Source organism: Shewanella sp. NKUCC01_JLK, assembly GCF_019345615.1.
Classification (GTDB): Bacteria; Pseudomonadota; Gammaproteobacteria; order Enterobacterales; family Shewanellaceae; genus Shewanella; species Shewanella oncorhynchi.
Window position 1 is genome coordinate 90266 of sequence record NZ_JAHKRD010000023.1, and the last position, 13560, is coordinate 103825.

8 protein-coding genes and 1 pseudogene are annotated in these 13560 nt (G+C 35.7%); 6 read left to right on the top strand and 3 right to left on the bottom strand.

The window, feature by feature from the left end; genetic code table 11:
• Positions 1-13: 13 nt before the first annotated feature.
• From KO537_RS21085 to KO537_RS21095, 3 genes are all read left to right on the top strand, one after another.
• The gene (locus KO537_RS21085) at positions 14-1801 is read left to right on the top strand and encodes an aryl-sulfate sulfotransferase (RefSeq protein ID WP_219235692.1); all 1788 of its coding nucleotides are present in this window, start codon (positions 14-16) and stop codon (positions 1799-1801) included.
• A 64-nt stretch (positions 1802-1865) separates the two neighbouring features.
• Entirely contained in the window at positions 1866-2870 is a 1005-nt protein-coding gene (locus tag KO537_RS21090) for a hypothetical protein (RefSeq protein WP_219235693.1), read from the top strand.
• Positions 2871-3074: 204 nt separating this feature from the next.
• A complete protein-coding gene (locus tag KO537_RS21095; RefSeq protein WP_219235695.1) occupies positions 3075-3956 on the top strand; it encodes a LysR family transcriptional regulator in 882 nt (293 codons plus the stop codon).
• Here KO537_RS21095 and KO537_RS21100 read toward each other — a convergent pair.
• Positions 3937-4434, bottom strand: coding sequence for a hypothetical protein (locus KO537_RS21100; protein ID WP_219235697.1), 498 nt, complete (start codon positions 4432-4434; stop codon positions 3937-3939). The genes KO537_RS21095 and KO537_RS21100 overlap by 20 nt on opposite strands.
• A 40-nt stretch (positions 4435-4474) precedes the next feature.
• Here KO537_RS21100 and KO537_RS21105 point away from each other — a divergent pair, with 40 nt between their 5' ends.
• Entirely contained in the window at positions 4475-4639 is a 165-nt protein-coding gene (locus KO537_RS21105) for a hypothetical protein (RefSeq protein WP_219235699.1), read from the top strand.
• 2179 nt (positions 4640-6818) lie between these two features.
• Here the strand turns inward: KO537_RS21105 and KO537_RS21110 are convergent.
• Positions 6819-7012 (bottom strand): annotated as a pseudogene (locus KO537_RS21110) (IS4 family transposase); the annotation flags it as partial.
• 227 nt (positions 7013-7239) lie between these two features.
• Positions 7240-7869, bottom strand: coding sequence for a recombinase family protein (locus KO537_RS21115; protein WP_219235700.1), 630 nt, complete (start codon positions 7867-7869; stop codon positions 7240-7242).
• 516 nt (positions 7870-8385) lie between these two features.
• On the opposite strand from KO537_RS21115, the gene KO537_RS21120 reads away from it, so the two are divergent.
• Together KO537_RS21120 and KO537_RS21125 are read left to right on the top strand one after the other, a co-directional pair.
• Complete coding sequence (locus KO537_RS21120; protein WP_219235702.1) at positions 8386-11664, top strand: hypothetical protein; 3279 nt, start codon at positions 8386-8388, stop codon at positions 11662-11664.
• 1469 nt (positions 11665-13133) lie between these two features.
• Positions 13134-13560: fibronectin type III domain-containing protein (locus KO537_RS21125; RefSeq protein ID WP_219235704.1), on the top strand; the 427-nt coding region annotated here is incomplete at its 3' end.

Below are 13560 nucleotides of genomic sequence, written 5' to 3' on the forward strand. Positions count from 1 at the left end.
TTTAGGAGTTATTATGAAATTAACTAATATAGCGTTATTAGTTGCTGCGGTAAGTTGCATTGGAATGACAACGGTTGTCGAAGCAAACTCTTTAAAATCAGCTCGTGGTATGGCTGTACATTCAAATGGTTCAGAGGTAATCGGTACCGTTTTTATGAATAAATATGGTTACTCTCCATTAACAGCAGTAATTGATATCCCAAGTAATCGTCACTTAAGTAATGTGAAAGTGACAGTTTTAGGCAAAGATGAAAAGGGCATTGATATTAGCTATGATGTTGCGAATTCAGAATTATTGCACCACTCCGGAATCCCAGTATTTGGTTTATATGCTGACTTTCAAAACAAAGTGAAAATTGACTGGAAAGAAGATGGTAAAAACAGAAGTCATACATTTAATATGAGAACGGGGGGCGTAAAGTTTACCCCGGAAGCAGAAGCTAGAACTTCTTACATGCTTGGCGAAGTAAAAGTGGAAGCTTCTAAGAAATTTAAAGATCGCCTATATCTAGTTGACGGTTTTGGTGATGGAGCACAACGTTCGATTGTTAGTCATAACAACCCTCAGGCTTCTGGTGCCGGTTTATGGGATCGATCTCCAACCTTAAGTATTTACGATACAAATGGTGATTTACGTTGGTATATGGATTATCAAGCATTCCGTGATGCTAACCATTATCGTAAAACAGGTTACGTTATGGGATTAAAACAAGTAGGTAAAGATCTTGTTTGGGGAGCTGGTCAAGCTTATCACAGAATGAGCTTAATGGGTGAACACGTATATTCTCGCGACCTTCCTGGTCAATATGCTGACTTTTCACATGATATTCATCACCGTCCTAATGGCAATATGATTATTCGTGTTGCGAAGAAAGACTACATCAATGAAGTTGGTGATCGTGTAACCACTGTTCGTGATCATATAATCGAAGTTGATCCTCAAGGTAAAGTGGTACATGAGTGGAATCTTAACAAGATATTAGATAACACTCGTGACGTAACCTTACTAGGCTTAGATATGGGGGCTGTTTGTCTTAACGTTGATGCTGACCATGCGAATCAAACAGCCTCCTTAGAACAATTAAAAAATTCTCCATATGGTGATTTACCTGGTGTAGGTGCTGGGCGTAACTGGGCACATGTCAATTCAGTAACATACGATGAAAATGATAATTCAATTATTCTTTCATTACGTCATCAATCAGCCAATATTAAGATTGGAAAAGATAATGAAGTTAAATGGATTTTAAGCGCTAGAGAAGGTTGGAAAGGTGATCTAGCTAAGAAGGTGCTACAGCCTATTGATAATAAGGGCCGTAAGATTGAATGTACTGCAAAAGGTAAATGTCCAAATCCTGACGAGTTTGACTTCACTTGGACACAACACACTGCTTACATAGGTAAAGGTTCTGGAAAACACAATTTCAACCTATTTGTACTAGATAATGGTGATGGTCGTTTTAATGAACAACCGATTATGCCAGAAGACAAATATACTCGTGCAGTTGAATATGTTATTGACCAGCAAAATATGACCGTAAAACAAATATGGCAATACGGCAAAGAGCGCGGCTATGAGTTTTATTCACCAGTCACCTCTATTACTGAATATTATCCAGATAAAGATTCAAACCTTGTAGCATCAATGAGTACAGGTCTTTATGCAGGTAAGACGATTGGTAAGATTCTTGAATTTGAGCATGGAAAAGATAAGCCATCTGTTGAAATTTGGGTTCATGGTATGGCTCCTGGCGCACCAGGATACAGAGCAACAATTGTTACCCCTCCATTTAATCAGTAAGTTCTTTGATCTATAAATACCATCTGCAACCAGTCAGATGGTATTATTTTAAGGAAGAATCAAGATGAAAAAAATAGCACTATCATTTATTTTATTAATAACTCCTTTAATTTCGGATGCGAGCACTTTTGAGCCTAAATTTTATGCTGAGGGGCAAGGAGAACTGATTTCACAATCAGATAAAGATTTTCAAGCAAAAACGCAATTGATCCGTCTAGGCTCATATGGTTTTTATACTGCTAGTAACTTTAAAGTTAAGTATGAGGTCCAAGCTCAATTTTCAGATAATTTCCGCCAACGTGACTTAGATGAGATAGAAGTTACTCATGGTCGTATAATTCTAAGTTCCGATTATGGTTCCTTTGTTCTGGGGCGTTCATACTCTGGAATTTACGACGATATATATCGTCGTGTAGATATTCATCCGTCAAATAATGGAGAACTTGCTAGTAGTAATAACATGTTATGGGAGCAAGCGACATACGCTAAAAATGTCTTTGCCTACGGAACCCCTCGATTAGATTTAGGGAGTGGTACACTACGGCTTATTACATCAATCACTACCCCTAATGAAAATAACGGGGTCGACAATGACGTCACAACAGGGCGTATTGTATACACATCTGAATTGTTAAATTTAAGTGCCGGCATCACAGTCATTGATAAGGAAATGGCTCCCGAAAAAGCTTATGCAACTGAAAATTATAGCAGATATTCGTTCGGTGCTGATACTAAACTTGAAAACTTAACCATAGCAATACTAGCCGAATTAACTGATAACCCGTTTTATGTAAAAAATGGCTTTCAAAGTGCAGCCAATAAAACCTATGTTGGAGCACTAAAATATCAGTTAAATGATATAAAATTCGGTGCTTCATATCAATATAAAACTTATGAAGGTAACTGGGGGGGGGAGTCACAATCATTAATTGTTGGTAGCATAAATTATAAATACAGTGATGCTCTATCCTTCTTCATAGAGGGAGCACTGTATAATGAAAAGCCAATTAATTATAATGATAATTATTCAGGGGACTCGCTCAGTGTTGGGTTTCGTGTAAATTTATAACGCTATCAATATCACATTGTAAAATTTATTTTCAAAAAAAGTGATTGCGTAGAGTTATTTTATGCTATTTTTGGTTGATTAAAATTGCGCTAGTGCCAATGAGAAGTCTAAATATTGTAAGTGATTAATACTCAAGTGGTCTAAGCTAGCGCTTTTAACTTTCTTACACAACATTATGAGTAAAAATAAAAAAGGAACGCATTTATGCATATAGATTATTTATCAATGATACCGATAATAGCGACTGTAGGCTGTCTAACTAGAACAGCTGAAATGCTAGAATTGTCACCATCAACAATCTATAAGCGATTAAGAAAAATTGAAGAATATTATAAAGTTTCATTTTTTGAAAAAATTGATAATCGTTTAATATTAACAACAGAAGGCGAGGCATTACTTCATGGCATAAAAAAGATTGGTGATATCAATAATTCCCTAATAGCTCATGAACCATTCTCTTATAAAAAAATTCATATTGCCATGAATCAAGGTATTGCAGTAAGACTAGTTAGAGAAATCATTTCTGATTATTATAATCAGAATCCACGTTTATCCTTGAAAATATCGACCATTACAACTCCGGAAAATATAGAACGATTTAACGGTGATTTCGCAATCACAACAAGCTTTAGGTGCAATCCAAAATTCGTCTATCATGCTGTAAACGAAACCATTTGTTATTTTGTTGCTAGTTTAGATTATTTAAATGAATATGGCGAACCAAAAACATTGGATGAGTTAACACATCACAATGTTATAATAACACCATTAGAAGCAGTAGATGATGATTTTTTATACTGCGAGACATTTGATAATAAAAAATGTCATTTTAAAATAAATAGCCGTTTAGAAGTGGATTCAAAGATCGTATCTAATGAGTTTGTATTGAAAGGTGATGGTATTGGATTAATTCCGAGCAAAACGTTAGCTACAGATAAATTTAAAAATTTAAAAATCCTTTTTAACGGTACGATACAGAGTAAAAGTTTAGTGCAGATAGCAGTTAAACAACATCAGCGTCTAAGTGATGAAGCATTAAGCTTAATGGATTGCATTGTTGATAATTTCAATAAAAACTATATTTAATTAAAAAAATGATAATTAACGGAAGTAATGATATAAGGTTTACAATTGCAAAGGCAAAAGGTAATGCAGAAATGTACTTCCAGCCATTCTTTCCGAAAAAGGAAAAAATATTTAACCCAATTATAATAATTGCAGGGAAACTAGCAATATTAAGAAATAAAGTCAAAACCAAAATCCTTTCGAAAAGTTCAATATCGTTATATATGCCATTGTTAACCAAATCTATAAGGGCAACTTCTCTGTTAACAAATACCTTCGTAACCCAAGCAGTAGCAATAGCTTCTGATTGAGTTGCAGTAAAGCCAGCATTTTTCAATACAAATAATGGTAGATATGTTAGTCTATCCCACACATAATTCATTCCGCTTAACATGTTTTTAAAAAAATCATATAAAACTATTATTACTGACTTATTGATAATCATCTTACTCGCAGCAAATAAATAATTAATGACTAAATTTTGAAAACCTATTTTCACAGAAAATCTAGACGTAAATGAGTATTTATTATGGTATAGTATGCCTCCGATATTTAAAGCTCTAAAAGCGGAAAAAAATATAAATGGAAGAAAAATACTAGCTAGAAAAATTTCAGATATCGGAATTCCCAAACCAGATAATGATAAACAACTTATTCCGCCTGCTGATGCGAGACTTAAAATGCAAGCTATATACCGTTCATGAATAGCTAGTTCGATCCTCTCGCTCTTAATAAATAGATAAAAATTTGAACACCCAAGGCACAAAGTTAAGCCTAATATTTTAATGTCAAGTTTAAGGTTTCTAAATATAGAAATTCTATCAACGTTCAGGTCTATATAATAATGAAAAATGCTTATTAAAAAACAAAATAAAAATACTAGCGGTGCAATTTTCCCTAAAAAGTTATGAAAGTTATGAAAGTTATGAGAATCTTCGTTGGAATATTCATATTGACAATCATAAATCACACAGATTAAAAAAATAATGGATGTCGCCATTATTTTAAAAAGATTAATACAGTCTGATTTGAATATCATTTTAAAATTTCACACTTTGTGGGAAGTTTATGATTGAGAGTGCAAATGTTTATTGTAGCATTTTTTAACTAACCACAATGTGATCTAAGTCATTAATTTAAATATATGTTACCGCATTGGCTTAATGCGTGTACTTGAAAGATGTCTTTTCAACTAAATAATAACTTTGAATTAAATATTAGTGAAACGTATTCAGACGATTTTTAGTTTGGTGCAGTAATGCTAAATCACTAATATGAATACTGCTACATTGTTGCAGTAGTAAGGTCATAACTAGGATGTGTGGAAGCTACTTCCTTAAAATGCATGCCTTGCCAATTCATTTCCGCATATCAATTCCTACAAGCATAATTGAAAATTTCTATTAACCCATAGTGTGTATACTGACTGTGATAATAGCCTATATTTGATTTCGTTCTTGAGCTAGGACTTATACCTCTTATAAATGATTGAACTGTTTTGGAACTGTAATATAACATGAGCTTTTACAGCATGGTGAATGATGAACATTTCAGATGCCTTGCTGCCACTTTAGTTTTTTGGTATGCCTTGCTCCGACAAAATAGTGTTTGTGGTTGTTCATTAAAGACGCGACACTTATTTATTCTTCTTTGGGCATTTAGTCATATCCTTTTTTTGGGTAAAATTCTGCTGATTGGTCGAAGCTGGAACAATGTTAAGCAGAAGCTGAGTATTATAAAAGTCACCGTTGCAAGCAATTCGGTGTGCCATCGGTTGCGCGGTTAGCCAAAGTCCAGAATTAACGTGTATGGCTTAGTGCTAATCTAGGTGAAAAGGTTCGCCAAGGGCCAATAACGATAATTTGTAGCTTTGAAATTCGAGGTTGACCTATCTACAGTGCAGATAATAAATGGGGTGATGGACTGAGGAAATTATTTATTGCGAGCGCTTTAAACCAACGAAAGGTAAAATACCATTGTAGCACTAACCAATAATATAGTGCGTATTGGATGGCGAGTTTTCACGAATAGCGAAAATCTCGATGTGAATAAAGCATTTACATTAGATATTAAGTATCACCAAAAAACTTTCCGTTAAATATGTAGTGAGCAATATAGGCAAATGCCACATTAATCAAAATAATGATAACTATTATTAGATACAATCGCCAATATTCTTTCATATGTCCTCTGAGATTTGTGCTGCTAACGTCTTAGTTTTCATGCTTCACGTTGTTTATCTTGATTTACATATATACAGTGTTAATCATTTGAATCAATAGAAACTTATCTATTTTAGCTACTTTTCATTTACAGTCATACATCCGTCAAAATGTGGATACACCTTTTTAAAACCAATTATAAACATTTTAAAAACTCTCAATCCATTAATTATATAGTTGTATCTGGAATAACGCACACAGATGATGGAGTAAGAACGTTCTAAATCCATTCATAAAAATGCAATGGTGTAAATGCAAATGTAGTAGATCTAAATATAATGATTAATTTAGGTAGTAAAAAAGTAATTGAGAAAACTAAGTTAAATGGTCTTGGAGGGTCTTCTAATTCAAACACTTATATGGGAACCAGATATAAAGTCGAGGCTTTATGCGGTAGTAGTGGCTTAGACATTGCTTTTAATAGTGAGTGATAGTTTCAGTAATGCTCTCTTCTCATCTGAAGCAAACATTGGCAATCTGTTATTCTTACCAAATTAGTTTTATAAATCATCGCTCAGAAGGGATTAATAACCTAGTAGATAAGAGCGCGATAAATTATGGGTACAACGTTGGTATCATTTTAGTTGTATTTTCTCCCGTTTTTGTAGTTTATCTTGCAAAATCGGCCAAGAACAGGCGATTGAAGATATGGGATTGTTTAAAGATAATGGAGTTCATTTAGAAACTGATTATGGGCAGTTTGAGTGCCTTGTAGCACTAACGGAAATGTTCGTAGAGCTTGATAGAGTGACCTTTGATAGCCATAGAGGCCAGTAGCGCAATAAGCTCACGCCCTTCACGCATTTCTGCCCAATCCACTAATATGGTCGATATTGCACTATCAGAGACCATGAAATTGCACCTCCTACAAGTACAGCGGGTCGGCATTGGGTACAGATTTATTGAACTTCAGATAATACAGAATATAACTTGTAACATATCAATGGATACTTTGTTTTTTTGCAAAACATAAATTGTGTCCGTGAATCACTCTACACCAGACTGATTCACGCCGGCCATAAAACAGACCCATTCGCCCCGTACCTTCCAATGGTTTTTTTGCCTTAAAATGAATCAAATCGCTAGAGAACTGATTCATCGGTTTTTAGCTCATTCAACTTAGCCGCTTTGGCAATGGTGGAACGACTGCATTTAAGCAGACTCTGCACTTGTGACCAGCTTTTCCCTTCATCGAGTAGTAAACGAATATTTTGCCTTAATCCATGGTCTGGTTGACGCCCTAGGTATTTACCTAAGGTTTTGGCTTTTTCGATGCCTTGCGCTTGTCGCTTTCTTCTTGTCTCGTAATCATCTCTGGCCATTGCCGCGGCTAAATCAATCATGAACTCAGTCAGTACCTTTGCGATCATGGTATGTTCTTCTGTGCCACTTAAGATCCCATGTGTCATTGGCTGGTCAACGACAACAATATGAATATTGGCTTTTACCAACTTACTTTTTAGCACCTTCCATTGCTCGAAGGGGAGGCGAGATAATCTATCGACTTTTTCAATGAGTAAAACATCACCAGGATGTGAGTCCATGATCAAGCGACCAAGTTCAGGCCGTTCAATTTTCGCCCCTGATTGCGTCTCAGTATAAAAACTGGCTATGCGAACATTTTTACTTTCTGAAAACTGAACCAACTCATTTCTAGCTCGATTGGCATCTTGTTCATCTGTTGATGCGCGCAGGTAGGCCCGAATAAACATTTTGCCTCATTTGGTGTTTTTAGGATGTGGTTTACGATGCTAGTGCGAGTAGGGTTTAAAATCAATATATAGCGAACCAATTAGCAATGAGATGTGGTTAGTTTGCTTGGGGTATACCCTAAATAAATCGATCTTATTATCATATTGGACCAATGCAGACTTAGTTAAGGGTGGCGTATTAACTGCAAGTGACTGCTACTTATATCACTTCAAAAGCCCCCCTTCCAGAACATCTCCCAAGCAGTAAGGGACAATATAACTCGTCTGAAATACACCATTTTTAAATGAATTAGTGCTATTTTTTGCCTCAGAAGCTGCCCATACGGCTTTTGATGACTCTCATTCAAGCCGAATTAGCCAGAGCAGGTTGTAGGCAAACTGAAAGTGCATTATGTTGTTGATTTTAAATGGGTGGCTCATTTATCTTTTAAAGTACGTATGCCATTGATTAATATTCGTTTTCTAGTAAAGTGGTTGTACTTAGAAATGGTCCTTTCAGCTATTTGAGATACTTAAATGTTTGTTAAGATTGAGAAAATATTGAAGTCACTTCAGTATTATGTAAATAAAAACATTGATGAAACTCTTTACCAAAACAAGGCGTTTTTATCTAGCAAGTGGAATTTTTTAGAACACAACATATTACGCTGGTCTCAAAGACATAGTTATTACATTTTTCTCACCTGCGCCTTAGCTATTTTACTTGTTACAAATTTATTGCTCTGGAAAGAAGAATTAACTCCATTTGCTATTGAGTATTTCCCTCACTGGAAAAAATTAATTGACTGGCAAGGAGGTTTTCTTGCAGGACAGCTAACCATTGTCGGCGTTGTGTATCCCCTTGTTATTGGTTTGATTGGTGTGATTTTTCAGAATAAGTCAGGCAAGAAAACACTGTTCCCTATTTATCAGATGTACTCTGGCTTTATGTTTGCTGGTCTGAGTGGTTTATTTTTGTCTATTTTTATAGTTGCAGGTTATTTCCTCAGTGCAAGTATGGAACAGTCAACTTATTTAGCTATTTGTATAACTACAGCTCTATGGTTGATCCTTAATATTCTATTAACTAGTTGGTTTTTTACTACCACATTTTTAATGCTAGATGAAACGAAACGTGACGGGTTAGTTGTTCGATTCACTATTCATCAACTGTGTGAGACCGATATTAGGAAAAGAATTCATGAGCTATTATTACGAAACTCTGTGCAGAATAATATTCTGGCTAGCCCAGATGAAAACGTGCTAAAAGTTAACACTTATAAGTTCTCTAATGATAAGTACAACGAAATTATAGTTCCGTCTGCTTCTCCAATTCACGTTACTAATGTCTACTTCGCAATCATCAATGCGGTAATTCGTTACCAAGTTAAGAAGTTAAAAGTAGTAAGTTGGTTCAATTGCCGGAGTTTCGGCAAGTGGCTAGTTTCGAAAAAAGGTTTTAGCAGGCTCCGTTTAGATTCTAATGCTAAGCCAGAATTAGTACTACAACCTATTTGGACTAGAGAAAATGAAAAAGGTCTCGTAGTTGTTAGATATACTGATTTTGAACTAGGTTGGTTATCTAAAACACTGATTAAAAATAGTTTTACAACTAAGAAAAACGAAGGTGGACATGATAAGAGCTTGACATCCATGATGCTAGGCTTGGTTGGCTCAGCTAAAGACTCGATTCGAGAAAAGAACACTGTAGAATTCAAATATGCTTTAGAAAATATCGTGAAATGGCACATTGAGATAGCTTCAGCTTTAAGCTTCCTAAATGATAATGGAGAAGACGACAACTGGTTATTGTTGCCAACGGCCAGCTTTTTCAGTAGAAGCTATCTTGATGAGATTTTGACAGAATATTATCAAATTGCTAAAGCTGCTGTTGAATTAATCTCTGACAACATTGAATACTTTGACGAAATCATTTATTTGCATAAGCGAATATTTTCAGGTCGAGAAAAGTTAGTTAAGCATGAGGGTTTTTCATTGATCCAAGGTAGTTACTTTACTTGGTCATTATTGATGGAATGGCGTTCATATAACTCTTCTTCACCAGATATGCGTGTAGCTAACAAATATGAAGACGTACTTTATGATTTTGTCGGTTCATGGGAGTCTTGGCTGGATTACATTGAACCAAGAAGTAAGCGGCTTGAAAATTTTACTGATTCAGTACCATTGTACCTTGCACACTTAGAATTTACAGCTCATACCGCAGTATCAGCATTGAGGTATAACAATGTTGAAGCTGCTGGTTGGGGAGTAGACATGTTAAATAACTGGTTCGACAAGCTTTCTGCAGAAGATTATGGTAATGGATTTGAAGAATATGCATGGCATTCAGAATTGGTGACCCATGACATGTTGCTTAAAAGCTTCGATGAGCCTTCATGGATTACTGCTTTGAATGGTAATGAATTTAAGCTTAAACCTGCTTTTAATATTGCACTAATGAATGCTGCGTTTGACCTGAGAATTATTACAGCTTGCTACATTCTGCTTAAGCCTAACTTAAACGATGACGATAGAATAAGACAATATATTAGAGCGCTAATTTCTAGTGATTCAATCCATTCAACAGGCTCAATTGGTGGTAGAACGAAGTCTGTATCTAATGCTAGCGACATCCTTGGAGCATATATTAGGCATAGAGATTACCCTAATTATGGTGGCAGTAGCTACGGCTCATGGCTTTCAAAAGTTCTTGAGTCCTTTGGGCGAGTTAATGAAAAGCGAAGAGTATCAGGACGTATCTATTCAGGCTGGGGACGCAACGATCCTCTTAGTATGAATAGTGCTTATGTTGAAATTGCCGTTTCATTTTCAAATAACCAATGGCAACTTGAACATAAATGGTTCGATATCATTTTTTCGGATGCGTTTCGCCATCAAGATCAAAAATCCCTTGTTCGTGACTTACAAGAATGGCTTAAATTGTCTGACGAAATCAAAGAGCCATTCCTTATCTCTAGAGAAGAGTTTGATAGCAACCTTGATAACTTTAAAGTTTCAGTTCAGCAGATTATTGAGCAAATAGACAAACAACAGAATGACATAGTTAAAGATGCTGAAATTGATGAAGATATTCTAACAAAGTTTGGGTTAATTTGTTCCGAGGCTTTTACAGGAGAAGGCCATAACTTGGAATTCCCTATGAACCTATTTAAATCTATTAGTTTTAATGGTACACCCGTGGAGGATAATTTATGCAAATTAAACATACAGGGGTATTTAAAAGAGAAAATTGCTAAAAGCATTGATACCAATAGAGCTATTAACGAGGAAGATTGGCTAAAAGAATCAACAGGGAAAAACCTTAAGCTCAATATATTAAGGAAGCTACTGCGGTACAAAACTTCTGATTCAAAACTCTATGCCAATGTAGAAGATAATATCATTGATATTTCAGAGTTAAGCAAAAATATTTTAAATCCTGTTTTGTTCTCAGGAAACTCGGAGTTAAAACAATTACTTCGACAAGCAAAGTATAAACAAGATTTAGCAGATAAATTTGACATTTCGTTTGTCGATGGTTGTGGACGAAATTATATCTGTCATATTGGCAATATTATTGTATATAGCATTAATTTTTCGGATGTTAACTTCAGCTTACTGACAACTAAGGGTTTATTCGAATCTATCGAAATTGGTAAGCTTATGAAAAGACAGTTTGTTAAAGTTAATTATGAACCATCTGAAATCGAAAACATTGGTGAACTATCAATAAATTATTGGATGCAAGTTGCTTTAGCAGAAGAGCAGCCTTGTATTAAAACAGAAGTAAAAAGCATGGAAGAAGAATGTTAATGTTGCAAAATCACAGTAGAGTAAGAGGCTGCCTTGCATTTTTCTTGTGGTGTTTTGACCTACTTTTATTAATCTCAACTTGGTGAACAAGAGCAAAGACTCTAGCGTATTTCTGTCCAGAAGTGAGGTACAACGAGTATGATACTTTAATACTCCGTTGTTGCTCGATTCTAAATGGGTAGAAGCAAGTAGTATGAATCTTTATTTTTGATAACGTTTAATCTCAAACGGTACCATCAGGGTTACTTGGCTGTTTAGTATGAAACTTTATTCCTCTCCCACAACCGCTGTGGGAGAGTAATAAAGTCTCATACTAAGTAATAAAGATTCATATCAGGTATTAAAGTATCATACTGAAATAGCAGCGATCACATAGGTACGCTGCCATTTTTAAATCAAAAACGTCCCATTTTCACTCTGAGTTTAATTCGGGTTGATGTGAAATTGCTTTACTTAAAGTTATCTGAATTAAGTATGTCTTGTAATTTTTCCCGTTGACTCGCTGAGCAACCCAATACCAGAAAAGTCTCGCAGATTTAGATAACATGTCAATTTATGGGCATGCATTATCATTTTCTTGTGGTGGGTATAGGTTCATGAAAATGGAGAAGGTTATGGAAATGTATTCAGTCAAGGTTGTGGTTAACTTTTTATAATTAAATTTGAAACAAGGCGGGGTTTTATATTTTCATGCTCATTACATTGTGAAATAATAACAACGTTGTCACTGACTGTGTTGACATATTCACAATCTGATGCATGGATGAGAGATGTTATTGATGAAGTTTATAAAATATTTCTGGCTTATTTTAATTTGTTGGTTTCCAACTTACGTGTTGGCAATCAGCTTATCTCTATCAACAAATAGTACTTCGACTGGAAGTGTTAACATTTCATTCGCAGACTCTAATGTAGGATCCTGTGGTTACGTAGCATATGAGTATAAACTCTCAAATGTCACTACCTGGACGCAAGGGGGGGTAATACGGAATAATCAGAATGTTAGTTTTTCTGAAAATGGCCAATACAACGTCCGACTAAGAAATAGATTGTGTATAACCTATCCTGTCAATGTGCAACAAGACTCATATTCTAATGTACAGAACTTATCAGTTTTAATCCCTCCTCCTGGAGTTGCCCCAAGCGTACCAACAAATGTCAAAGCCATACAACAAACTAGTGGAATAAATATAACTTGGACTAGACCTAATAGCCCCGATGGCTTAACGGGTTATTATATATCACAGTTTCAAACTCCGAATTGGGTAACAGTTGCTACTATAGACTCTACTAAAACTAGCTATCTACTGAACACGAGTAGTTTGGTTACACTAAGAATTAAAGCTCATAATAGTTATGGCTCTAGTGAATGGGTCGAAACTTGGCCCATTGGTTACCCGCCAGCTCCCTCATCAATATATGTGCCATCTAATGATATAGATGGCACATATAATATTTCTTGGAGTGCAGTGTCTGGTGCAATTCGATATGCAATATATGAAAAAAAGAATAATGAAGATTGGGTACTTCTTTCTAATGATCTGACTTCAACCCAATATACTAGAAATGGATTATCAGATGGCACTTATTATTACAAAGTAAAAGCGCTAAATGAGGCAGGATGGGGAAGTGAAAAAACTTCAACGACAGTCAGTGTGTTATTGCCACCTCCGGTGCCCGCGAGCATCAATGTCCCCAGTGCGACGGTGACGAACGGCAGTATTGCGATAAGCTGGGCCGCGGCGTCGACGGCCACAAGTTACACGTTGCAAGAAAGCGTGAGTGATGGGGCGTGGACAACGATCACATCAGCGACCACCCCGAGTTACACGGTTACTGGGCGTCAAAATGGCAGCTACAAATACCAAGTGCAGGCCTGCAATGCATCTGGTTGCA